Source organism: Muricauda sp. MAR_2010_75, from assembly GCF_000745185.1.
Taxonomy (GTDB): domain Bacteria; phylum Bacteroidota; class Bacteroidia; order Flavobacteriales; family Flavobacteriaceae; genus Flagellimonas.
This window is the reverse complement of sequence record NZ_JQNJ01000001.1, coordinates 2,931,058-2,952,665: the sequence shown is the minus strand read 5'-3', so window position 1 is coordinate 2,952,665 and position 21,608 is coordinate 2,931,058. Positions and strand designations below refer to the sequence as shown.

Sequence of the window (21,608 nt, the reverse complement as noted above, 5' to 3'; positions counted from 1 at the left end):
CGTAAAAGCCTCTATATCAATAGAGGCTTTTATTGTTTATAATCGTTTATGTTTCATTATATTTATGCATATTCCGAACTAATACCGAACTAATGAATTTCAACTATTATCTTTCCTCTTATTTAAAAAAGAACGGAACCCAATTAATCAGACTTAAAATTGAGACTTCTAAAAAGGATGTCCAGTATATTGACTCTGGAATATCCGTACTAAAAAACCAGTGGGACGACAAAAAGAAAAAAATAAAAAGGCATCCACTTGAAGAAAAACTGAACGCCAATCTCCAATCCTTATTGATCTCTGTTCAACAAATCTATTACAATAATAAAGGGATTTCGGCCAAACGCTTGCTCCTTCTTTATAAGAATAACAAGAAGTATGATACTAGTTCTTTTTTGGACTTCTATCAACAAATAGTCGATGAAGCTAGGTTAAAAGGTAAAATCCGCACTGCCAACACACAACAGAAGTACATCCAAAAACTAAAAAAATTCTCGAGCTACGTTTCATTCTCCGATCTTTCCGTACAATTCGCCAAGGATTATGAAAAATGGATGCTTGAAAAAGGGAATAAAATTAATACCGTCGCCTCGAATTTCAAGTCAATGTATGCAGTTCTAAATAAAGCAATGAAAATGGGTGTTATAAAGGAAAATCCCATAAGAGGCTATACAATAGTAACTGAGAATGTTGAAAAAGACTCATTGACTTTTGAAGAAATCACCAAACTTTCAGAATTGGAAATCCCTGTAAGATTCAAAGGGATGATCAAAGCCAGGGACATGTTCCTATTTTCCTTCTATACAGCTGGTATGAGATTTTCTGATATATGCAAGCTTAAATGGGAAAATATTGCCGGAAATGAAATCGTATATACTATGGGCAAATCCAGAACTAGAGCCGGTGCAAAAAGAACTTTGCCTTTGACTCCTAAGGCTGTGGCTATACTAGAAAATTATAAAGGTAGAAACAATACTTTTATCTTTCCTCCCCTTTATGGAATGGACAATAAAAATGCAGAAGAAATAGAACACAAATTATATATTGCCAATAATGCTATAAACCGGTCATTGCGTAATGCTTGTGAAAAAGCAGAAATAGGAAAATGGGTAAATATGCATATGGCAAAACATTCCTTCGCCGACTTTGCGGTAAAAAAAGATACTGGGTTGTTAATGATCTCCAAACTATTGGGGCATACCAAATTGTCCACCACACAGCATTATTTAAAAGATTTTTACCATAAGGAAGAAGCAGAAGAAATGAATCGATTGTTCGGTTGAAGTGCTTTTCATGCAATACTTAAACTACTTCATTAATAGTGATATAATACCCTTTGTCCACTCTTATGGATATTTCCCCCTTTCTGAGTTTTTGATTGACCGAATAAATGTCTTCATAAGCATACAGGTATTTTTTGCCAACTTTGAAAAAACTGACTAATCCTAGATCCCGTAAAGCCTGCATGATCTGTCCATTGTACGATACACCAAGCTTTTCGCAAAACGCCTTACCGGTCAGATTAAGGGGTTGTATGTTTACTTGATTGCCCATTGAATTTTACGACACTCTGATTCGATTTATTTGTTCAATCCCTTTCTTTTCTTCTTTCTTTTAGACTTTTTTCTGGCACCATGGTCAGTAAGTTCCAGCTTAAAAGGATTCCATTCCGATTCATCCATTAAAGACTCGACTATTCCATTTTCCTTAATTTCTCCCACATGACTTTTTGATTGTTGAGCAGAATTTCGAGTGCCTTTTGCAGTCCCATTATTTCTTGGTTCAACCTTGACTGTTCCTTCAACGTTTCCTTCGTCAGCTTGATCAGTTCCTCGTTCTTTTCCATTAGCCGATAATATAATTGAACGGTCTCTTGTTTGCTCATAATCGATTTGTTTTACAATACTGTTCCATGAAAAAATTTTACCAAGGGTACTGCCTTTATATACCACATTTTGATATTTGAAAGATATCCCCGAAACCCTGCCTGTGGTTTCGCTTACGTTGAATCTTGGCAAGATATTTTGCTCTTGTAGCAACTTGATAAATTCTGTTGTGTCCATTGCTTTTGAGATTGCCGAACCAATTCGCTCCTGTAGGACAAGTTTGATAGGTACATCGCCTGTTCTCAGGGTTTTCTCTATTTCCTTTTGATCAAGTGATTTTTTTCCACCAATTTTTGTTGAAATTTGAGTCAACCCATATTTCCTCTCCAAATCATTGAGCACTTCCCGGCTTCTTCTTTTAATGTTACTGTCACTCGTTATCCTACCCGAATACCTGACCCTATTGCCCACTATATGGATGTGTTCGTGTTCCGTGTCCGTATGACGGTACATAATGAACTGGTTGTTATCGAAACCCATCTTCATTAGATAGTCGCATCCCAATGAAGCAAATTCATTATCGTCCAATTGGTCAGAGTACGGCAGGTTCAAGGAAACATGAAGGACCGCATTCCCAAGTCCCGGACGCAATTGCCTGATCAAATTGAATTCCTGTGTCATGTTTACCGCTGTGGAATACTCTATATTGGAATCGATCACATACCCTACACCTTCGCCTACCTTTTTCTCATTGTAGGCAAGAACACCGTAAAAATCCTTTCCTATTGTTATCTTACCTATCATTGTTCGCTATATTTGATTTGAGCTGTTGCAACAGCATTTTTACCTCCTCCAATTGTTTAATGATATTGAACGGGTCACGGATACCTGAGTTTGAGACCCTGGCAAGTTGGTTCAGGTTGTTTCCCACCCGGCTCAACTCGACAAAGAGTTTCCTGTCCAATGGGGTTATCTTTTTATTCGGCAAGGATTTTCCCGTACATTTTCTTCGGATATATTCGGCAACGGACAGCCCGATGGTTTCTGCATTAACGGAAACTTTGGAATGATCAGCAGCAGTCATCCTGACATTGACCTGTATTGTTTTTAATAACCCAAGTTCTTTTTTTGGCCTTCCCATTTCAAATGATTTAACGGATCACAAGGCAAACTGCAAACAAGGTGCGCAGGGTTTTTGTTAGCAAAAACACAACTTGCTTCGTGACCTCCGATCAACTATATCACAAACCTATAGTCTATGGATTGATTACAAGGGCTTTGCCGTACATGGCCTTATGTACGGTAAATCATTGGAGGGTCTTTTCAGAAGGGGAAAACCAAAAACGGAGGAAACAACAGCAGGGGATTTCCATGGAAAGGGAAAAGAATGGCCAACGCATGCACGCTAAATTTTTAATCCTTTTACCGGATTGCCATTTTTTATTGGATCAAGTCAAGCAATATCTTTGCCATGAACCCATGGAAACCAAAAACCTTGACATTTCGTACATTTATTTTGATGAAAATAGAATCACCCAAAGGAAAGTTTTATGGGAACCACACCACAATCCTATGAAGTGACAAGTTAGAAGACTAGGACAACAAGGCGATTAATAGAAGCTTTCTAAAATTTTTAACATTAAATTCTGTGCCTCTCCGGTTATTGTTAACTAATCAAACTCTTAAATATCAATATAAATTTGATTGTCAAATTGGTTAGCGGAATACAAGTCATTTATCATTTTATCCAAATCATTTTTGTTTAGTAGATTTTGATATTTGGGGTACTTCGTTATTGTTTCCTCCAGAATATCAATTGGATTAAAACCATTGTCCTTAAGTTGACCAATTTTATCAATCAAATATTTCTTTGTGTTACTAGAAAATTGTATTTGTTCTTTCTTTTTTAGATAAAACGCCCTAATGATATTGGCTTCAGTGGTCGGATTCAAATTTTTATATATAGGGGATTTCAGTAAAATATCCAATCTTTTATTTTTCACATATGACCTATAATGCTGTATGTTTAGATTAAAGGTATGAAGGTTAATGACCAAAGAATCGTAATTGTAGAAACAGCCTTTGGCAATACTGTTTAATTTATCTTTTTCGTTCAATTTGACCAATTCATTCTTAAAAGCCCAATTATTTTCAATACTCCACATATCTACTACAATATTGTCAAATTGTAATTTAATCCCTTTGTGCCTATTTATTGAATACTGACAATTAGATTTATCTATAATCTCAATTAATTTTTCATCATTTAAATCTATAATAATATCTAAATCTCTTGACTTTTTAGAGTTTAAAAAATCTCTCAAATACCCCCCTACAATATATGCGCTTCCATAAACGAAAATTTCATAAAGAAGGAATTTCAGTCTCGGGTTATTATTTAACTCCGTACCAAAATGCTTTTTAAATTGTAATTTAAGGTGCTTATAATCCAAAATTAAATTTTAATGCCTTTGAGTTCTTGAAACAACCTAATTGCATATCTATCGGTCATTCCGCTAATAAAGTCGACGATTAATTGCAAAGTTTTATACTCATCATTTTTATATTTTTCAATGTCCTCGAATACTTTTCTATGGCTGGTAGAAATTATTTTATACAACCTAGATTCCAAATTGTTTCCAGACGCAATAAAAGAATCACTTTTGGAGGCTTTAACAAAAATTTCTAACAAACCATATATGGCCTCCCATCCTGCTATTTCTTTTTTAAGGATCGACTTATCATCAAATACAATGTACTGTAATTTTTTATATGCTTTACGTATATCTTTAGCTGCTGAAATATCAATTATTTCACTTTCTAACTTTCCTTCCATTATCTCATCATAATGTTCCTCAAATGATTTCACTATGCTGCCAATCATTATCTGTTGAGTTAAAATTCTAAATTTTTGAACTATCAATGAGGTATCAACATTCTTCTCTTTTTCAAATTTTTTCCTTAATTTTTTCAGATTACCAAGTACATTTTTCTTGTTTTCCACTAAGTTTTCTCTGAAAATCCTTTCAATGTCATTTAAATCTACTTTTCCTAGTTTAATTCCATCTTCAATATCTGCCGCACTATAAGCAATATCATCGGCTGCTTCAAGTAAATAGACAACAGGGTGTCTTCGATCCCCTAGATTTAGGTACTTGTTTATTTCAATAAATGTTTCTTCCTCAGTTTGAAAATAACCAAACTTCTTCTTGGCGATTTCAAACGTGTGTTTCTTTTTTTCACTACTTGGCAACTTACTAAACTCTTCTAATGATATTAATTTTCTATTTCCATCAATAGAATTTGAGGGATATTTAATTATTGAAGCTAGACTTGAATAATTTAGATTGTATCCATGTTCATCACCGAAATAATAAAGTTTGGATAGTATTCTAAGTGTTTGCACATTACCGTCAAAGTTTTCGAAATCAGCTTTTTCTATCTCACTAAGTGTACTCCCGTCATTGTTTTTAAAATAATCTTTGAAAAATGTCTTTATTGCCTCCTCCCCAAAATGTCCGAACGGAGGGTTCCCTATATCATGTACAAGTCCTGCAACCCTTAATAAAGAACTTAAATTTCCTTTCAATTCTGAGTCAAGTTCTTTTTTCTTTAATAGTTGATTTTCTATACTCTGACCAATTGAGCTTGCTAAATAGGAAACTTCCAAAGAATGGGTTAACCTTGTTCTGATATAATCACTTTCCTCCAATGGAAATACTTGGGTTTTGTCTTGCAACCTTCGGATTGGTGCACTTGAAATAAGTCTCCCGTAATCATTCTCGAAAGTGTTTCGCCCATCACTTTCAATAGTTTTAGATTTAGCCCGGAATCTTTTCTCTTCAAGAAGTAAACTCCATTTCTCTTTATAACTCATAACCTTTTAGAATTTAGTGCAATTAGTCAATATACTGAATTTTATTCGGCATGTCCACTAAATTTAAAATACCGCATTCACGTTTTTTCTCAACACCCTAAAGAATCAATTCAATAAAGGTAGCAGTACCGATTTATCCAGTTTTAAATCTATCTGCAAATCGGGAAGATTGTCAAAATCAAAAATTGGAAAAGGGGTAACAGTGACAACGCTTGCTCGGCGTAAGGTCTCGACCCATAACAGAATGTGCCATGACAAGAAAATCTGGTTGAATTCCCCTTGATCCAAATCCCTTTCCGGCAATCCCCTTAGAAAGCGATAAGCGGTATATAAAGCATCAAAAAGTTCGCACATAAAAACCTCATCCAAGTTCTCATCCCTTGGATTGGTCTTGTCAAAAAGATCTTTTAATAAATGATCGGGCAATCCATCGGACATTGTGTGCAAGGATTCGACCATTATGGAGACTGTTCGGGATATGATACCTTCTGGATCATTGTCGAAATCAAAATATAGCCCTCTCTCTTCTTGCATATAGAGTCCAAGGTAAGGTTTCGGTTTAAAATGATAAAGGATTGTAGTGTTATTTATCTGGTTTTTAGCATTGTCGTCCCCAATCATTGCAAGATCTCACCATTAATCGTAATATTGGCATATTTCAAAAAAATGTGGCTTTTGGATTATTAAATATCTCCCCCTAAAGACAATCAACAGCTACATTTTTTAAACAATGTTGCAAAAATCTTACCTGAAAATTGGCACTGACATCAAAAGCTTTGGAAGTTTTGAAAGAACTCAAACGGATTTCTTCGGTCAATTTGACCACACATATTTTATATGGTAGTGACGAAGCACTTACATTGTTCCGTGAATCCCCTGAAGCATTGTTCATGTCGGACTGCCTAGATTTCGATGTGGTCGTTTTTGAAGCCAATCTGGGCAAGGAGCCAGAGATTCTCACTGATACATTTGAAATTGAGGGCTATAGCCTGATAGATCAAAATACCTATGATCGGTTACATGACAATCTCTGCAAGAAAGTAAAAAACATGGTCATTGAGCCCAGAAATCAAAAAGGAGCAAAAAAATTGGGAAACTAGAATACGACTTACTCCTCCGACCAATCCAAGGGGATTTATTGATATCTCCCAAAAATATCATTTCAAGTAAATGACCAATGTGGTCATCATTTGTTTGGACATTTGGCTACTGTTCTGCTTCTGCTTCCCAATCACTGATATAAGCATCTAAATGCAACAGCAAAAAATTGACCTTTTCAATAGGGAATTTTTTTGGGTCATATTTTCTGCCCAAGGCAACATGTTTTGATTGAACCCACTTCTTAAGCTGTTCATGCTCTGAGTGCTTCGCGTTGTCCATTATCCTTAAAAAATCATAAAAACCGGGCAAACCGCCCACATCCTCTGGAGGGCAGTTCAACTCACCAAAGCAGCAAACGGGAAAGGGAACCCTCAAGTCTTCGATTATCCTCTCCAGGGTTATTGTATGTTGCCAATAATCGCCAAAATCATATAGATAGGAGAGTTTTTGCCCTGTTATTTTGAGTACATCTTCAATTTTAAGGTTTTCCGGACTTATCACTTCATTGGGGCCATTATATCCATCGTCCTCATAAGGTTGGCCGATTCGATAGGTATCCGACTCGAACTCGAACAGATGATAGTTCTCCCATCCCATGATAATCTGAAGGATGTGGTGCAATTTATAAAACGTAATATCCGGGGCAACCAAAAATTCACGCCAAATTTTGGGATGGCTGCCTTCCAATTCGACACGAAGTTTGTAAACGCTGCTCATTTCTTATCCTTTTTTAAACTTTGACTATAATAGACCGATCAATTTCAAAAGTACCGCTATTAGATTTAACCCACCAATTACATTGATCGCCCATGTCAACTCCCTTTGCCTTTTAGACGATCTTTCACGGTTAGAGATCAACCGTGTAGTAAGCCTATGATGTATCTCATTGTTTCCTTGTTCAGCTACAGTGGCATAATAAGAGGTTCCCAAAACTATGTTCGAAGCGTAATCATGCCTCAAGATCTTGTTTTGACATTTTGCCACCACTTCCTTGATCAGGCCACCGGAACATCCTTTTGGATAATTATCCGGTATATCGATTCCCATCGTTTATTTGAATTTTGGCTAGCCTAGACGCTTTGATTTAATGACTGGGTCTAATTTTGTCTCAAGATACATTTCTACAGAAGCTGCCCAGTGATAATCATTGGCATCTTTAAGGTTAAAAAGTAAAATTTTGACCCCAATATTTCTGTTCAAGTCCCCCATTTCAAAACCTTCATTTCTAGTATTATCCCGTATATGCTCCAAAGCCCTTTTCCTGCTATTGGTCAGATGTCTTCCTACTTTGATTACCTTGCCGTTTAGAAAGAAAACGTAAACACCTGGATGATAAATGTAGTCTTTATTGGAACTGGCAAGGCTCAATACATCCTCTTCTATAATTGTGAACCTATCAAAAACGGCTTGGAACTCAGTTATGAAAATTTCTTCGACTTCTTGTATGGTCATTGTTGTCAATTGTCTTTTAATATCCTCAAAAGCCATTGCTTTACCGCACCATCCGGACATGGATAAACCACTTTGGAATTATACTTTCGATTGTACGCAACTCTACTGGTCATTCCCAGTTCCCTTTTAACATCTGCAATCCAACATGTCTTAACTGTCCTGCCCAGTTCTTTTCTTGCTTTTTCTTGAATCTCTCTGTAGGTCATCATTTACTTGTACCTTGAAATCTTTTATCTGATCACGCCCTTATTTTTCCCATTGGGTTCCAGTAGGTCCCATAAATTACCATAAAGATCTTGAAATACGGCCACAACTCCGTAAGGTTCCTTTTTCGGCGGTCTTACAAAGGTTATTCCCCGATTCACCAGTTTGTCATAATCTCGCCTGAAATCATCGGTAAAAAGGAAAAAACCGACCCTTCCTCCAGTTTGATCCCCAATTCTGGCAAATTGCTCTTCATTTGCGGCCTTGGCCAACAAAAGGCTACATTCTTTCGCTCCTGTTGGGGCAATGACCACCCATCTCTTGGATTCATCGATCTTGGTGTCCTCAAGAAGAATAAAATCCAGTTTTTGCGTATAGAATTGGATTGCATCATCATAGTCTCTTACAATCAAAGCGATATGGGCAATTCTATTGTACATTGAAATTTGCTTGTTCAACTCTATGGCAAAGAGTTTTTATCGATTTCATATAATTCGATGGCTTTTAAATAGTTCTTTGCTCCATTCATGGTCATATCATAAATAAAACCGTCAAGTTCAGGATGATTTTTTTTGATCCAACCCACTAAGGAATCCACCTTGTTTTTCCAAACACCCCAATCGGCATCCCTACATTCCTTTTCTTCAATCTTTGAAATTTTTCCGGATTTAAAAGAGATCTTATATTGGCACGTCATAGGGCTGTTCTTTAAAAACTCATTGCGTGCAGAAGTCATCATAACAGAGACAATGACTTGATTATTCCTTTCTTCCAACTCAATTATTTTATAAGATGGGCTAAAAATGGAATCCCATCTAAATACTTCATAAAAGCCATCTTGGTCATAGGGCATGACATAATCTCCCGCCACAATCGTAATACTATCGTTTATAAGTGTTCTTAATTTATTAAAGTTAACTGCATCCCTGGCATTATAATATCTAGTGACTGTCTCTTTATGGGTTACATTTTGGTCGTTGCACCCAGTTAAGAAGCACAAAAGAAATAGAATGGGAAGTATGTTTTTCATTGATTCTTTTTTTTGACCTTTATCTATTTAAATTTTCAATCTTGTCCAAAAAATAACAATGTTCATATTGGGCCATTCCGATTTTCGGGTAATAAGAAATAGCTTCTGGGGCGGCCAATAAAATTAATTTGGCTTCTGGTGCTTCCATTTTGGTCCGTCTAATCAACTCTTTCCCTATCCCTTTTTTCTGATAGGATACATCAATGGCCAAATCGGACAAGTAGGTACAAAACGAAAAATCGGTCAGAGATCTGGAAACGCCTATAAGTTTGCCTTTATGCCTTGCGTAATGATAAGATTCCCCATTTCAACCATTTTTTTCAAGATGTCATCGTTATCTATTGGCCTACGGTTTCCCAAGGTGGAATTTATCAAGACCTCCCTGAACTCATCTACTTTCAAATTCGGTTCTATATTGTATTCTATCATTTATCCAGCTTATGGTTTTATTAAAAAATAAAGTGATTTATAATTTACAAATGAATTTTTAAATCGCCACATGGCTAAAATCAAAAATTTCTGGTCAGTAATGGCCTATTATTAAGAGTCTATCGTACCATCATTAGCAAAGCATTATTTCCCCATATATAATCCTTAGTGAAGCCTCGGCATTGGGTTCTAGAAAGTATTTGGATGACCCGTTCACCAAATGTTCCAAAGCAACCCTATACCTTGCCTTTCCATGGGCATTGTCCTCATAATACGTGCATGGATCTTTTGGATGTACCTCTGTCGGTGTCCTGAATACTTTGACATTACGGTTCATATACTCGAACCGCAATGAGGCCCTTCTATGTACACTCTCCAGGGTAAGTTCACTTGGATATTCTGGTATATCGTAGTAGAGTTCCTCCAATATGACGATGAACGCCCTTCTTCGTGACAGTTTGGGTTTTCTCGTGGCCCTTTCCAAGTCATGTTGCAGGTCTTGGACGATTCTTTCGGCCAACCTTACTTGGGAGACTGTGTACTGATTGCCACCTATCAAGGGTTCCTCCTCCCTCCCCAATTTTTGGAGATGCTTGAGCAATGCATCCGAACCGATCATAGACTTGGCCCTTCCTTGCCCTTTTGTTTGGCTATTTCCTTTTCAATGATGCTTTCCAACACCATGGACAGTTCCTTAATCCGTACCGAAAGCCCCATCATATTTTCCTGTACATAGGAACCGACATGCAGAAATTCAGACATATTGACTTTTTGGGGCAACAACATCCCCTTGGCCATCAATTGCAGGAATCTTTTTTCTTGGGAATCCAATTTATGGCCATTTTCTTCCAATAGCACTCCGATGCTTTTAAGGCTGTCTGTTTTACTTTTGATCTTGTCCCATTTGATATGGCCAAAAAAATTTTGGCCCATAAAAGCCATGGCAAAACGGCCGTATTCCCACTTTCGGAAGGAAGTGGTGGGATCGAGCATTTCCATTTCCACAAAGTCCAACAAGCTTTCATTGGAGAGAACATCCTCAATATTGTTTTCCGATTGTTGGAGCTGTTGGAGTTCATGCATTGCTCCTTGACCCAAATTGTTCAACAGGTGTCTGGAAAATAGTTGGGACAACTGGAACAACGGGAGCTTTTCCTCCACTAGCGTATTTAGAAAACGGGGGCGTTTGGCCTCCGCCAATTCATCATAATGGAGTCCATATACAAATAGAACGGCAATGAGCGAGTTCAATTGTTCCCCTGATAGTTCTATTTTAGAGATATTGGACCCTTTGGCTCCAAGCTCTTTTAATGTACCGCGAAACGTCTTTTCATCAATAGACCCTTCAAAATTTAATGTGTCGTAAACAACTTCTGCCATATATTCCTTTAATTATGGTTCCATTCATGCAACGATGGCCCTACCCAATATCCATCACACCAATACAAAATCCTCATTGTTAAGTTTGAGTTTGGAATTCTCCAGTTTTTTGAATGGTGGTCTTGATCTTGACCTGTTCCTTATAGGGCAAAAATGTTGACACCTAATTGGTCACCCCATGATTCTGTTCAAACGGTTTTCAAAATACATAATAGTTGAATCAAAAGTCAATATTCGATTTGGTTTTTTTATGCAACGACATTTGATAGAACAAATGATAAGGTCCGTATTGGCCTTTTACCGTGTCAAATCTATAATGTGGACTTTACCAAATACGTAAAAAATCATTTCCATTCAGTTGAGGGCTTCAAGAAAATATTTTTCCTTTTGAAAAATTTTGATTTAAAGTGTCATCTATCTAATTGATATTGAATTTTTCACTGAAAATTAAAAGAATAACGGCTTACAACAACAATAATTCCCATGAAAGTCCTTGCTCCACTAGGTAACGTCTTAGCTTGTGGAAATGCTGATTCTGCTTGAATCATCTACTCAGATAGATGAAATTAACCCTATATTGCTGATGGATTTCTTAAGAAACTGGTTCATAAAAATGTATTTTTGCTTATAAGGGTTTTCTATACTTTATTATGCCTACACAACTATTTGAGGAACATATCATTGATTTGAACTTCTCCATGTTCGACAAGGACAAGAAGAAGAGTGGTGTGTTGTTGACCGATAGTTTTGAACAATTAAATTTCGAATTAGTATCCCCAAATATTCTTTTTGCTTTAGAAACAGCTAAGAAGAAATTTCAAGCGGATGCCGTTTTCTTTAGATATTTCAATGATGGGAGGTCGTTTGTTCCTCAACTGTATTTATTTGATTATACCCACAAAAGCCTAACAAATGAGGACAGGAATAGAATTCATATTCAAATGTGGAATGGCTATCAGGTTCCTGCATACATAATCATCGAAAAATCTTCGGTAAGCATCTTTGATTCTAGAAAAAGACCAAAAGAAGACAAGAATAGTTACACCAAAGAAATACTGACTTTAACAGGCGAAGCTATTAAGAATTATAATGCCAAGGAGTTTGATACTGGCTTATTTTGGGATGAGCAAAATGAAAAACAAAATTTTCGTTTTGAGGAATCTGCTACAAGAGATTTAATCAGAGGCTTAAAGGAAATTTTTAGAAGCTTTGTTGAAGAGTCGGAATTAGACAGACACGTTGCTTTAAAGCTCTTGGTCCAGAGCCTCCTTATTAAGTATCTTGAGGAAAGAGATGAGAAAAGTGCCAGTGGTTATTTCGCAGGAACATACTTTAAAAAGAATTTCCAATGTTCCAATTTTTGTGATACCATCAGAAAAGGAAAATTATTGGACCTACTGGATAAATTGGCCAATGACTTTAACGGTAAAATATTCGAATGGCATCAAGAGAATGAGATTGAAGCAAGAAAAGCTATACAGCAGACAGAAGTTCGAAAACTTGCAGATTATCTGGATGGAAATATCAAGGATAGTCAATATATAATCTGGCGGCTATATTCTTTTACTCATTTACCTGTCGAGGTAATCAGTTCGGTTTATGAAGAGTTACTAACTGACAGCAAGGATATAGTTTATACACCTGAAATGATTGTCAGCACTTTGGTTGATGAATGCATGCCAATAAAGTCTTGTCAAAAGGACTTTAAAATAATTGATGTCAGTTGTGGGTCTGGAATTTTTCTCGTCAAAACCTATAAGAGAATTGTTCAATGGTGGCGATTTGAAGAATGGAAAAAGACAGGTAAGCTCGTTAAGCCTTCTTTACCAGTTTTAAAAGAGCTTTTGCTCAATAATATATATGGTGTTGATATTGAACCTGACGCCATTCGGCTATCTGTGTTTAGCCTGGCTCTAGCTATTCTGGACGAAGTTGACCTAGACCCTCCAACTTGGGGTAAATTGAAATTCCCTGACCTAAGTGAAAACATTATCACTCAGGATTTCTTTGAATTCATCATGACAAAGCCAAATGCAAATTTTGATTTGGTAATTGGTAATCCTCCATTTAACCTTCCCGCCGTGAATGGAAAAGAACCAAGCAGAAAAAAGCATTTTAAGGAATTAATGAAAAAGGGTTATGAATGTGAAATAAGAATTCCAGACGAAAATCCAGCATTACATTTCTTAGTTCAATCATTAAAGCTTCTCAAACAGGAAGGTTTACTGTGTTTGATTGAACCATCAGGCCCATTGCTATACCAAAAAGACCTAAGCTTTAAACAAGATTTATTTAGCCAATATAACCTTTTGCAAGTAATAGACTTTACCAAGCTTGCAGACAAGTTATGGGGTAGGAAAAATGTTGCTACTGCTGCTGTTTTTATTCAAAAGTCTTCACCTGACAATGAAGATGTATTGCATCTGGTAGCAAATCGTACCTTCTCGAATAGTAATCGGATATTCTTAGAATTTGATTATTATGATTTCCATCTGGTTTCAAAGGATGATACAATTAATAGTCCATATGTATGGAAAGCAAATTTACTAGGTGGCGGAAGATTATCTCAATTGATTAAAAAGCTATCAAACGCAAGTACACTTGGGAGTTATTTGAGAGAAAAAAGAAAATACAGCGGATGGGTTTTTGGTGATGGCTTTATTAAAGGCAAACCTGATAGTGAATTAACAGATTCAGATTTTGAAAAGAAAAAAGGTGGCTACACGACAGCTGAGCACTTAACAGGCGCTTTATCTTTTGAACCAGAGGATTTTGACGAAAAAGGTATCCATAGAACATTTATAAATACGGACAAATATTATCAATGGCCAAGAAATGAGAAAATCTTTGAACCCCCTCTTCTATTGATAAAAAAGAACATTGGCAAGCACAGCATCCCTGTATTGTTTTATGATCAACACATAACTTATAAAAATGAAATAATAGGAATTCACGCACCTATTGAAGATGTAGATTCTTTGATATCTCTTGGAGATGTTATAAGAAACAATGAAATGTATAGGTTTTATCTAACTGCAACCAGTTCCCGAGCTGGTGTTAGCAGATCTAAATCAACTTTATTGCAAAAAGATGTATTCAATCTTCCTTATCTTGGAGATTTGCACATTTCAGAAGTTGATCACATAATTATTAAGGATATCATTAACAACCATTTATCCGAAGAAAGATTATCTAACGACACCTCAATAACAGACATTGTTTTATACTCTGATATCTTCGTGAAAACCCTGAATAGTGTTTATCAAAATTCAAAAACATTTCAATTATTCAAAATCATAGATGCAGGAAAATTCTTTGCTCTACATTTTGAGTATTCCTCGGAAGTACTAAATCCTCAGACCGAAAACGCTTATGATATTGAGGAATATATAGAAACGGTTATTCCATTGAGAAATGAACAAACTAAAAGCTACCACATTCAAAAGATTATTAAAATCTATGGGCACGATTCCGTAATATTGGCAAAACCAAAACAGTTACGCTATTGGTCACCATCTATCGCATTAAGAGATGCAGACGAAACTTTTGCAGACTACTTCAAATCTCGTCACATAGATGCTTAAAGATTCGCTTCCGTCATACCAATCTCCAAAATCAAGTGATTTTAGTGTAGAACAAGATGTTGAAGTCAATCTTATTTTGTCCTTCATTGATAATTATATTTCGGACTTTTCAGGATATTACTTGTCTCTAAACGATTCGGAAAAAGAAAATAGAATAAGTGATTTGCTAGTCCATTATCTGGAAATATGCAAAGATGAATCCAAAGGATATTTTCCTTTTCGATTTAGTAAGAATCCTACACAAACTGAATCGACTAAAGAAACAGACATTGGAATTTTTGTAAGAACCAGAAATAGAAAGCCTATTCCTATTTTTGAATTTGAAGCAAAAAGATTCTCTGAGACATCAAATAACAAAGAGTATGTTTGTGGTATCCGTGGAGGCATTGAACGCTTCAAAAGGGGGCATCATTCATCACATCTCAAAGTATGTGGTATGTTTGGCTACGTGCAGAGCCGGACATCTTTGGAATGGATAAAAAAAGTAAATAATTGGATTGAGGAAATGGCTGAAAATAACACAGATGAATCAATAGATTGGACAGGAAGTGAAGAAAGGTTAATAATGAAAGATTCTTTACCTTCGGTAGAAAAATTATACTCTTTACACTCAAGGAAATCATCAAATGACAATATAATTTTGTGGCATTTTTTAATTGACTTGTTATGCATAAATTAAATTTTGATTGTTTACCTTCTTATCTACAAGGACAAGGCCTTGGGATAACCCTTTAAAAGAAAACCTAATAAAAAATTATTGATTGGGACAGGTAAATTTTATGATTCAAATAAAAGAATGAGATTTGAAAAATAAAAACTGCTCCTAATGTGTATCATACTTGAACTCTACGAGGGTCTTGTGTAAGCCGAATACAAGGTTGCTTACTTGGAAAAGATTGGACAAGAAATAATCATTGTCGTCTAATCAATCTCCTTAACAAAGCTGGACCCCAAAAGGCAAACAGAACGCAATGGAGTTCTGCAAAAAACCTAAACCATAATCTATTATAAATTCATGTGATTCCCATTAATCCCGTTATGGGTAATATGGAAAGGGAGAAGACCGCAAAGAATAACCACCTTTGCGGGAAGGTTCAGATCAACCTGAAATAAATAAGCGCCCCCATGATCTGCATGGTCAGTTCAAAAACAGCAAATAGGGGAAGTACAAACCAGATACCCGGGATAAGCCCGATAAGGATGATCACCAATAAGAATGGCAACCTCAACAATCGTTTGATGCGCAGGATGCCCAAATAAGTGTATAGAGCCACCCAAAGAAAACCCACCAAGGGAAGATCATTGTAAAGTTCCGAAAATGTCATATTCTTTGATTTTAAATTCGATTTCTGTTAAATGAAAAATCGGCCCGCAAAAACCCTATAAATGACCGATAGGACACTTCGATACCGAATCTTTTTCCGTTCATTTTTTCACCAGTTCCTGTAAGCTGACCACATGAAGTTTGCAGGGAAAAAAAGTGTCCGCTTTGTAAGCGATACGGATAAAGCCGATGTAACACCCATCTCCATATTCCAGTACCTTTATCCCTTTATATTTAATGTCATGAGGGCCCTCCAAGACCTTACCCCTGCGCTGTACAAGATGGTAAAGTGCCTGTAGTTTTGTTCCCTGTACCCTGCTCCAGTTTCCCAACAGGACAATATCATGGATCGCCCAATAATTGGATGCCTTTATGAACACTTTTTTATTGTCCTCCATAGTTCCCTAGACTTTTATAGGGTTGACCGTTCCACTTTTGAGGTTCACAAATCCCCCGTGGACGGATAGTTGCCTGTGCGACAACAACCTGAACAGGCAGTCCGATGCGTGGGCCACCAAGACATCGTTGATATAAAGGGACTGTTCCATCAACCGATCGGCGTAGGCGCATCCCCTTCCCTGTTGGGATTCGGTATCGTGGTCTTCCAAATTCGGAAAAAGGTCGGTTATCTTCTTCAGTCCGCTTACGCACTCCAAAGAACCATCGTCCAATTTTCTATCTTCCTCGAACAGGCTACCAAGAACGAACTGCCCCGTGTCACTACCGTTGCCGATGTCGATCCAGTAGAACATTGTCCTATATTCGGAACCCCTATATGGGTGCTGCAAGGCCAAAGAAAGTGCCGTCCTGTACTTGGCATTGTCCACACAGGTCACGATGATGTTCGATCTGATATCATCCCCAAAGGTCATGGCATTCATCGGTATTCCTTCCCATTGCAGCCCAAAGGCACGGTTGATCTTGGTCAGGGCATTGACCACCTTGTTCTGTCCAAGGTCATGGGGGGTGAACAATTGTCTCCCGATGTTCATGGGTTCGACAACATCCCCGTCAAATGCCCTGACGTGCAGTCCGGGATGTCCCGTTTGGCGAAGGGCATGGTCCATCCTTGCCAACCTTGCGAGCATAAGGGAGCCATTTCCACCTACCCCTATTAACGAGATTGTGATCGGGTGTGTGGGATTGAAGAAATAATTGGGGGCGATATGTATCCTATCTTTCATAAAGTTGTTTTATGGTCTTGTTGTTCGCAATGAGAAGGGCATCGTCAAAACGCTGTTTCCCATTTAGGCGGTTCATCGTCTGCACAAGGTTCCCCTTGATCAGGTCGTTATGGTGGGTTTCCGTGAACACCGAGGAAAAGAACTGTTTTTCCATAAATCCCATGATGTCCTCATAATGCTCGAATCCGTCATAGTCCATGGAAACATTGCCCATGCAGACCCTGCCCCGTGCATTGACATTGGGCAAAGGGGCATGGTACAATACAGTATCCCCGTCAAGGACATCGCTCCGTTTTAGGGCGAATACGTTCAACGTGTTCCCTTTTAACGAAAAGACCAATTTGGGGAGGGGGTACTGCCCTATCGGGATGCCCATCCTTTCATCAAAATACAGGGTGTGCCGTTTTGGGTGGACAATCCACATCAAATGCAAATCTCCCTTAAAATCAAAGTGTACCAAATTCTTGGGCAAAAGCCCCTTAAAGGAGAATTTTATCAATTCCCCTTCCAAGCACCTGAATAGGTTACGCGCGGTATCCTTGGTCAAGGGCATCCCCGCTGTAAGACATTCCCCCACTATCCTATGGTAGGCAAAATAATGCTCCGTATTGTAATAACTCGGTGTACTGGCATAGCCTATCAATGCAAATTTTGGCACCAAATGATCGTCCATGTCCAATTCCATGATCTTTTCCATATCAAATTCTTTCTATCTGTTCGTTCAGTTCACAAATAAAGTTTTCCACTACCTTTAGTTTCTCCTCCAGTCCTTCCTCAAAAGTCTCCATCCCATTGTTGCTTACGGTCGCATGGGCATAGGTGGAGAGCAGGTCGTACTCGTTGGAACAATCATTGAGCATGTTGATGTACGATCGGGTAAATTCGCTCTCGCCATCATCGGTTATCAGGAACGTATGGTAAAAATCGACCATGCTCTCATATCCATCACGAACGGAAATCCGTTGTACCACCTGAAAATCCAATTTTTCCGAGGCCAAAAGGAGTTCTTTTAGCTTCCTATATACATCCTTTTGGGGTCGGTAGCTTTCCAATCGGGATTTCCAGTCCATAATTTGAAAGTCGTTGTATTTCCTTTCGTAGCGACTCAGGAAATCAACTGAACCTTTCAATCTCTCCCCATAATCCTCATTGGGGGCTTCCCTACAATATGCCATTTCCTCGATCAAAAAAGTCCATATCCAGTCGATCCTGTCCTCACACGTATCGAAGATCGAATCAAAGGGAAGTCCCTTGATGAAGGATAGGAGTATCTCGAACAATTTTCTGTTCTTGCGCTTCATGCCGTACAATGGCATTAGGTTGATACAGTAGATATTGCCCTTGTTCCCGATGTACCGTTTGAGGTCAAGTTCCAATTCCCCGTCACAATTGCGGTACACATCGATCAGATCGACCCTTGCCCTGTCCCTGAGCCTGTTCGCACATCTAAGGATAAGGTCTTGCAGGCTGTCCCCGTTATTGAACCTCCAAGTATCGATCCTCCCCGTGAACTTTCGGGTGGTCTCCACCATCAACCTTGCCAATTGGCAAAGTCCGTCCCCTGAATACTTTTCCGATAAATCGTTAAGGGCAATGGGCCATACGTTCAGGTCAGGAAACAGTCTGTCCTTTTTGACAATGCCTTCATCCGCCTTGTCCCTATGGTGTGGCTTTCCTGTTGGAACGCCCTGAACAGGTCGTTGTGGAACTCCGTGAGTTCCCGCGAGGTGATGGTCTTTGATGGTGTTGTACATTTTCCCTTGTTCAAAAGTTCATCCACGTTCATATCATCAACCTTTGGTTCCCGCCAATGATTGGAAGTGCACCTCATGGAACCCATCGATAATGCCCTTGTCCATGACATTGGCATTGGTCAGTTCGGGATATAGTGCGGAATAATGCTCCATGATCCGTTCATGTCCCATTTCGGGGTCGATGTCCTCCAGTTCGATCTTCTCCCTGTTACCGTTCAGGAAAAGGTACTTTCTTGTTATGTTAGTGATCTTCATCTTGGAAAAGGTTTGGTGATTCATATTGGGACATCTGCTCCAAGACCTTTTTGGCCTCTTTGTGATCAGGGTCAATGGCCAAGATCTCCTTGGCAGCTTTGATCGCCCTCTCATGGTCTTTCATCGGGTTGAAGTCCTTTTCCTTGATAAGGTTGTGCAAGGCGGTGGTCTTCTTGCCCAAAGATTCCTTTTGCTTCTTGGCCTTTGCCGTCCTGCCCTCGGAAGCTTTCAAGGATGCCTCATAGGCCTCCACACTGTCGAACATGGTCTTTGTGCGCCCCAATGGTCTTTGGACGGCCTCGAAGAACTTGCAGTCCATTTCCTCAACGCTTGCCCGTAGGCTCAATGGTCTTAGGGATTTCAGTCCCTTGTCATCGGCATGGCTCTTGGGCAGTACGGACACCGATACTTCTCCATCGGAAAAGGTGATGCTCAGCCCCAACTGTCGTATCCCCGTTTTTTCAAGGGATGAAAAAAATTGGTTCATAAACGATGTATTTAACTGTTTTACAATTGATTAACTATTGTAAATATACGATCAGGGGGTGGACAGGGCAGGGTAATCCGAGGAAATATCCACCCTTTTCTTCTTCCTCCCTTTCCACAAAAAAAGCACTCGTCAGGGTGCCATGCCCATGACAGCATCCATGGGTCGATAGGGGTCGTAGTCCCATTTTATGGGTAGGGAAAAGGCTCCATTGGCCGCCCATAGGGACATGTATCTCGACTCCCTGGGCAATGTCATACCTGGGCTGAGCACATCTGGGGGAACCGCCGTAGGTGTCCCAGGTACCGTGGCCGGGGTTCTGGAAGTCCACAAGAAATTCGGAAAACTGCCCCTCAACAAAATCATGGAACCCATCATTGCCTTGGCGAGAAAAGGGGTCGTGGTGACCGAAAAACAGGCCAAAAGATTAGAAGGTACCCGAAAACGATTCATTGAAGCTAATAGTGACAGCACCAAGTTCGCGACCGTGTACAAAGCTGGTGATACCATCAAATACCCGGCATTGGCCACCACCTTGGAAAAGATCATGAACGAGGGACGTGATGGGTTCTACAAAGGGGAGGTAGCCCAAAAAATAGCGGCCTATGTACAGGCAAAGGGAGGTGTGATCACGGAGGAGGATCTCGCTAGGTATGAGGCCAAGTGGAGATCGCCCATTGTATTTGACTACAAGGACATCAAGATCATCTCAATGGGTCCCCCCAGCAGTGGTGGTATGACCATGGATCAGATCTTTACCATGATAGCACCCTATGAAATAGCTAGCTATGGCCACAATTCGACAAGGGCCATCCAATTGTTCACCGAAGCTTCCAGAAGAGCCTATGCGGATCGGAACCATTACCTTGGTGATCCCGATTTCGTGGACATTCCCTATAAGGGGCTCATGGACGTTGACTACTTAAAGTGCAGAATGGCCGATTTTACTTTTGATAGGGCCACCTTGTCCTCGGAAGTAGGCCATGGAACGGTGGAAATTGTGGAAAGCAGCGAGACCACCCACTACTCCATTATCGATGCGGAGGGCAATGCCATCAGTGCGACCACGACCCTGAACGGTGGATACGGTTCCAAACTTTATATTGATGCCTTGGGATTTTTCCTGAACAATGAAATGGATGATTTCAGTACCAAGCCCGGTGTTCCCAATATGTTCGGTCTTCCTGGCTCCGAGGCCAACAGTATTGCACCCGAGAAACGAATGTTGAGCAGTATGTCACCGACCGTAGTGGAAAGGGACGGCGAGCTTTACATGGTCGTCGGCACCCCTGGAGGTTCCACGATCATCACGGCCGTGGCCCAGACCATACTCAATGTCCACGAGTTCAATCTCAGCATGCAGGATGCCGTGAACGCTCCGCGGTTCCACCACCAATGGATGCCCGATGTAGTCGTGTTCGAACCCGAAGGCTTTCCTTTGGAAACCATTGAAACCCTAAAGGCAAAAGGCTACCAAATCAATGAGGGCAGGACCCGGATCATAGGAAAGGTAGACGCCATCCGAGTGCTGGAAGACGGCAGACTTGAGGGCGGGGCGGACAAACGAGGGGACGATACCGCTGCGGGATATTGACCACCCAGAGAACCAAACCCTACTTGGTAAAACGCATACTGATGATTTTTGAGACCATTGACTTTACGTATCCTATACACCTTCAAGGTAAGGGAATTTACCCATGAAAGATTGAAACGTTCTTCCT

The 21,608-nt window shown here is 39.1% G+C and carries 29 protein-coding genes and 1 pseudogene; 7 read left to right on the top strand and 23 right to left on the bottom strand.

Annotated features, from left to right (window positions below; genetic code table 11):
- Positions 1-92 precede the first annotated feature (92 nt).
- Positions 93-308, top strand: a pseudogene (locus tag FG28_RS20980) (site-specific integrase); the annotation flags it as partial.
- Between the two features lie 87 nt (positions 309-395).
- The gene (locus FG28_RS13355; RefSeq protein WP_231562680.1) at positions 396-1,283 is read left to right on the top strand and encodes a site-specific integrase; all 888 of its coding nucleotides are present in this window, start codon (positions 396-398) and stop codon (positions 1,281-1,283) included.
- 19 nt (positions 1,284-1,302) lie between these two features.
- Here FG28_RS13355 and FG28_RS13350 read toward each other — a convergent pair whose 3' ends face one another.
- From FG28_RS13350 to FG28_RS13340, 3 genes are read right to left on the bottom strand one after another with little or no spacing between them, the layout of a single operon-like run.
- Positions 1,303-1,554, bottom strand: a complete 252-nt coding sequence (locus tag FG28_RS13350; RefSeq protein WP_036383578.1) for a hypothetical protein — start codon at positions 1,552-1,554, stop codon at positions 1,303-1,305.
- A gap of 26 nt (positions 1,555-1,580) precedes the next feature.
- The gene (locus FG28_RS13345; RefSeq protein ID WP_036383577.1) at positions 1,581-2,630 is read right to left on the bottom strand and encodes a relaxase/mobilization nuclease domain-containing protein; all 1,050 of its coding nucleotides are present in this window, start codon (positions 2,628-2,630) and stop codon (positions 1,581-1,583) included.
- The gene (locus tag FG28_RS13340) at positions 2,620-2,967 is read right to left on the bottom strand and encodes a plasmid mobilization protein (protein ID WP_036383575.1); all 348 of its coding nucleotides are present in this window, start codon (positions 2,965-2,967) and stop codon (positions 2,620-2,622) included. The genes FG28_RS13345 and FG28_RS13340 overlap by 11 nt, the downstream gene beginning before the upstream one ends.
- 73 nt (positions 2,968-3,040) lie before the next feature.
- On the opposite strand from FG28_RS13340, the gene FG28_RS20625 reads away from it, so the two are divergent.
- Positions 3,041-3,235: a hypothetical protein gene (locus FG28_RS20625; RefSeq protein ID WP_156102277.1), complete on the top strand. Its 195-nt coding sequence runs from the start codon at positions 3,041-3,043 to the stop codon at positions 3,233-3,235.
- A 273-nt stretch (positions 3,236-3,508) separates the two neighbouring features.
- On the opposite strand, the gene FG28_RS13330 is transcribed toward FG28_RS20625, so the two are convergent.
- From FG28_RS13330 to FG28_RS13320, 3 genes are all read right to left on the bottom strand, one after another.
- A complete protein-coding gene (locus tag FG28_RS13330) occupies positions 3,509-4,279 on the bottom strand; it encodes a hypothetical protein (protein WP_036383571.1) in 771 nt (256 codons plus the stop codon).
- Positions 4,280-4,281: 2 nt separating this feature from the next.
- Complete coding sequence (gene dgt, locus FG28_RS13325) at positions 4,282-5,703, bottom strand: dGTP triphosphohydrolase (RefSeq protein ID WP_036383569.1); 1,422 nt, start codon at positions 5,701-5,703, stop codon at positions 4,282-4,284.
- Positions 5,704-5,808: 105 nt separating this feature from the next.
- On the bottom strand, positions 5,809-6,237 hold the full coding sequence (locus FG28_RS13320) for a hypothetical protein (protein ID WP_156102276.1): 429 nt from the start codon (positions 6,235-6,237) through the stop codon (positions 5,809-5,811).
- A gap of 221 nt (positions 6,238-6,458) precedes the next feature.
- On the opposite strand from FG28_RS13320, the gene FG28_RS13315 reads away from it, so the two are divergent.
- Complete coding sequence (locus FG28_RS13315) at positions 6,459-6,803, top strand: hypothetical protein (RefSeq protein ID WP_036383565.1); 345 nt, start codon at positions 6,459-6,461, stop codon at positions 6,801-6,803.
- 106 nt (positions 6,804-6,909) lie between these two features.
- Here the strand turns inward: FG28_RS13315 and FG28_RS13310 are convergent, their stop codons facing one another.
- The 10 genes from FG28_RS13310 to FG28_RS13270 all read right to left on the bottom strand — a co-directional run bounded on the left by FG28_RS13310 (position 6,910) and on the right by FG28_RS13270 (position 11,299).
- The gene (locus FG28_RS13310; protein ID WP_036386582.1) at positions 6,910-7,521 is read right to left on the bottom strand and encodes a plasmid pRiA4b ORF-3 family protein; all 612 of its coding nucleotides are present in this window, start codon (positions 7,519-7,521) and stop codon (positions 6,910-6,912) included.
- Positions 7,522-7,545: 24 nt separating this feature from the next.
- Positions 7,546-7,851: a hypothetical protein gene (locus tag FG28_RS13305; RefSeq protein WP_036383563.1), complete on the bottom strand. Its 306-nt coding sequence runs from the start codon at positions 7,849-7,851 to the stop codon at positions 7,546-7,548.
- 18 nt (positions 7,852-7,869) lie between these two features.
- Positions 7,870-8,292 (bottom strand): hypothetical protein, encoded by a 423-nt coding sequence (locus tag FG28_RS13300; protein ID WP_156102275.1) that lies wholly within the window; start codon positions 8,290-8,292, stop codon positions 7,870-7,872.
- On the bottom strand, positions 8,262-8,465 hold the full coding sequence (locus FG28_RS13295; RefSeq protein ID WP_036383559.1) for a hypothetical protein: 204 nt from the start codon (positions 8,463-8,465) through the stop codon (positions 8,262-8,264). The genes FG28_RS13300 and FG28_RS13295 overlap by 31 nt, the downstream gene beginning before the upstream one ends.
- Positions 8,466-8,486: 21 nt before the next feature.
- Positions 8,487-8,900 carry a VOC family protein gene (locus FG28_RS13290; RefSeq protein WP_036383558.1) on the bottom strand — a complete coding sequence of 138 codons (414 nt, stop codon included), beginning with the start codon at positions 8,898-8,900 and terminating at the stop codon, positions 8,487-8,489.
- 20 nt (positions 8,901-8,920) lie between these two features.
- The gene (locus FG28_RS13285; RefSeq protein ID WP_036383555.1) at positions 8,921-9,490 is read right to left on the bottom strand and encodes a hypothetical protein; all 570 of its coding nucleotides are present in this window, start codon (positions 9,488-9,490) and stop codon (positions 8,921-8,923) included.
- A gap of 19 nt (positions 9,491-9,509) precedes the next feature.
- Entirely contained in the window at positions 9,510-9,737 is a 228-nt protein-coding gene (locus tag FG28_RS21130) for a GNAT family N-acetyltransferase (protein WP_394297392.1), read from the bottom strand.
- Between the two features lie 14 nt (positions 9,738-9,751).
- Positions 9,752-9,919, bottom strand: coding sequence for a hypothetical protein (locus tag FG28_RS20815; RefSeq protein WP_197062599.1), 168 nt, complete (start codon positions 9,917-9,919; stop codon positions 9,752-9,754).
- 133 nt (positions 9,920-10,052) lie between these two features.
- Positions 10,053-10,538 carry a hypothetical protein gene (locus tag FG28_RS13275; RefSeq protein WP_036383553.1) on the bottom strand — a complete coding sequence of 162 codons (486 nt, stop codon included), beginning with the start codon at positions 10,536-10,538 and terminating at the stop codon, positions 10,053-10,055.
- Entirely contained in the window at positions 10,535-11,299 is a 765-nt protein-coding gene (locus tag FG28_RS13270; RefSeq protein WP_036383552.1) for a hypothetical protein, read from the bottom strand. Before FG28_RS13270 ends, FG28_RS13275 begins: the two co-directional genes overlap by 4 nt.
- Before the next feature lie 650 nt (positions 11,300-11,949).
- On the opposite strand from FG28_RS13270, the gene FG28_RS13265 reads away from it, so the two are divergent.
- Together FG28_RS13265 and FG28_RS13260 are read left to right on the top strand one after the other, a co-directional pair.
- Positions 11,950-14,883 carry a class I SAM-dependent DNA methyltransferase gene (locus tag FG28_RS13265; RefSeq protein WP_036383551.1) on the top strand — a complete coding sequence of 978 codons (2,934 nt, stop codon included), beginning with the start codon at positions 11,950-11,952 and terminating at the stop codon, positions 14,881-14,883.
- Entirely contained in the window at positions 14,876-15,562 is a 687-nt protein-coding gene (locus FG28_RS13260; RefSeq protein ID WP_036383550.1) for a hypothetical protein, read from the top strand. The genes FG28_RS13265 and FG28_RS13260 overlap by 8 nt, the downstream gene beginning before the upstream one ends.
- Positions 15,563-15,977: 415 nt before the next feature.
- On the opposite strand, the gene FG28_RS13255 is transcribed toward FG28_RS13260, so the two are convergent.
- The 7 genes from FG28_RS13255 to FG28_RS13225 all read right to left on the bottom strand — a co-directional run bounded on the left by FG28_RS13255 (position 15,978) and on the right by FG28_RS13225 (position 19,887).
- The gene (locus FG28_RS13255; RefSeq protein ID WP_036383548.1) at positions 15,978-16,208 is read right to left on the bottom strand and encodes a hypothetical protein; all 231 of its coding nucleotides are present in this window, start codon (positions 16,206-16,208) and stop codon (positions 15,978-15,980) included.
- A gap of 100 nt (positions 16,209-16,308) precedes the next feature.
- Positions 16,309-16,605: a hypothetical protein gene (locus tag FG28_RS13250; protein WP_036383546.1), complete on the bottom strand. Its 297-nt coding sequence runs from the start codon at positions 16,603-16,605 to the stop codon at positions 16,309-16,311.
- A 6-nt stretch (positions 16,606-16,611) separates the two neighbouring features.
- Complete coding sequence (locus FG28_RS13245; RefSeq protein WP_036383544.1) at positions 16,612-17,391, bottom strand: PRTRC system ThiF family protein; 780 nt, start codon at positions 17,389-17,391, stop codon at positions 16,612-16,614.
- On the bottom strand, positions 17,381-18,088 hold the full coding sequence (locus tag FG28_RS13240; protein ID WP_036383542.1) for a hypothetical protein: 708 nt from the start codon (positions 18,086-18,088) through the stop codon (positions 17,381-17,383). Before FG28_RS13240 ends, FG28_RS13245 begins: the two co-directional genes overlap by 11 nt.
- A 1-nt stretch (position 18,089) precedes the next feature.
- On the bottom strand, positions 18,090-19,145 hold the full coding sequence (locus FG28_RS13235) for a hypothetical protein (RefSeq protein ID WP_036383540.1): 1,056 nt from the start codon (positions 19,143-19,145) through the stop codon (positions 18,090-18,092).
- Positions 19,146-19,181: 36 nt separating this feature from the next.
- On the bottom strand, positions 19,182-19,400 hold the full coding sequence (locus FG28_RS13230) for a PRTRC system protein C (RefSeq protein WP_036383538.1): 219 nt from the start codon (positions 19,398-19,400) through the stop codon (positions 19,182-19,184).
- Entirely contained in the window at positions 19,387-19,887 is a 501-nt protein-coding gene (locus FG28_RS13225) for a PRTRC system protein E (RefSeq protein ID WP_036383536.1), read from the bottom strand. The genes FG28_RS13230 and FG28_RS13225 overlap by 14 nt, the downstream gene beginning before the upstream one ends.
- Positions 19,888-20,077: 190 nt before the next feature.
- Between FG28_RS13225 and ggt the strand changes: the two genes are divergently transcribed.
- Complete coding sequence (ggt, locus tag FG28_RS13220; RefSeq protein ID WP_081894369.1) at positions 20,078-21,481, top strand: gamma-glutamyltransferase; 1,404 nt, start codon at positions 20,078-20,080, stop codon at positions 21,479-21,481.
- Positions 21,482-21,608: the final 127 nt, after the last annotated feature.

Coding starts and splice junctions, on each gene's coding strand:
- FG28_RS13265 (WP_036383551.1), top strand. CDS start 11,950: ATGCCTACACAACTATTTGAGGAACATATCATTGATTTGAACTTCTCC.
- FG28_RS13260 (WP_036383550.1), top strand. CDS start 14,876: ATGCTTAAAGATTCGCTTCCGTCATACCAATCTCCAAAATCAAGTGAT.
- FG28_RS13235 (WP_036383540.1), bottom strand. CDS start 19,145: ATGTACAACACCATCAAAGACCATCACCTCGCGGGAACTCACGGAGTT.
- FG28_RS13340 (WP_036383575.1), bottom strand. CDS start 2,967: ATGGGAAGGCCAAAAAAAGAACTTGGGTTATTAAAAACAATACAGGTC.
- FG28_RS13230 (WP_036383538.1), bottom strand. CDS start 19,400: ATGAAGATCACTAACATAACAAGAAAGTACCTTTTCCTGAACGGTAAC.
- FG28_RS13320 (WP_156102276.1), bottom strand. CDS start 6,237: ATGCAAGAAGAGAGAGGGCTATATTTTGATTTCGACAATGATCCAGAA.
- FG28_RS13305 (WP_036383563.1), bottom strand. CDS start 7,851: ATGGGAATCGATATACCGGATAATTATCCAAAAGGATGTTCCGGTGGC.
- FG28_RS13345 (WP_036383577.1), bottom strand. CDS start 2,630: ATGATAGGTAAGATAACAATAGGAAAGGATTTTTACGGTGTTCTTGCC.
- FG28_RS13240 (WP_036383542.1), bottom strand. CDS start 18,088: ATGGAAAAGATCATGGAATTGGACATGGACGATCATTTGGTGCCAAAA.
- ggt (WP_081894369.1), top strand. CDS start 20,078: ATGGGTAGGGAAAAGGCTCCATTGGCCGCCCATAGGGACATGTATCTC.
- FG28_RS13285 (WP_036383555.1), bottom strand. CDS start 9,490: ATGAAAAACATACTTCCCATTCTATTTCTTTTGTGCTTCTTAACTGGG.
- dgt (WP_036383569.1), bottom strand. CDS start 5,703: ATGAGTTATAAAGAGAAATGGAGTTTACTTCTTGAAGAGAAAAGATTC.
- FG28_RS20815 (WP_197062599.1), bottom strand. CDS start 9,919: ATGATAGAATACAATATAGAACCGAATTTGAAAGTAGATGAGTTCAGG.
- FG28_RS13310 (WP_036386582.1), bottom strand. CDS start 7,521: ATGAGCAGCGTTTACAAACTTCGTGTCGAATTGGAAGGCAGCCATCCC.
- FG28_RS13295 (WP_036383559.1), bottom strand. CDS start 8,465: ATGATGACCTACAGAGAGATTCAAGAAAAAGCAAGAAAAGAACTGGGC.
- FG28_RS13300 (WP_156102275.1), bottom strand. CDS start 8,292: ATGGCTTTTGAGGATATTAAAAGACAATTGACAACAATGACCATACAA.
- FG28_RS13255 (WP_036383548.1), bottom strand. CDS start 16,208: ATGACATTTTCGGAACTTTACAATGATCTTCCCTTGGTGGGTTTTCTT.
- FG28_RS13275 (WP_036383553.1), bottom strand. CDS start 10,538: ATGATCGGTTCGGATGCATTGCTCAAGCATCTCCAAAAATTGGGGAGG.
- FG28_RS13225 (WP_036383536.1), bottom strand. CDS start 19,887: ATGAACCAATTTTTTTCATCCCTTGAAAAAACGGGGATACGACAGTTG.
- FG28_RS13350 (WP_036383578.1), bottom strand. CDS start 1,554: ATGGGCAATCAAGTAAACATACAACCCCTTAATCTGACCGGTAAGGCG.
- FG28_RS13245 (WP_036383544.1), bottom strand. CDS start 17,391: ATGAAAGATAGGATACATATCGCCCCCAATTATTTCTTCAATCCCACA.
- FG28_RS13270 (WP_036383552.1), bottom strand. CDS start 11,299: ATGGCAGAAGTTGTTTACGACACATTAAATTTTGAAGGGTCTATTGAT.
- FG28_RS13250 (WP_036383546.1), bottom strand. CDS start 16,605: ATGGAGGACAATAAAAAAGTGTTCATAAAGGCATCCAATTATTGGGCG.
- FG28_RS13290 (WP_036383558.1), bottom strand. CDS start 8,900: ATGTACAATAGAATTGCCCATATCGCTTTGATTGTAAGAGACTATGAT.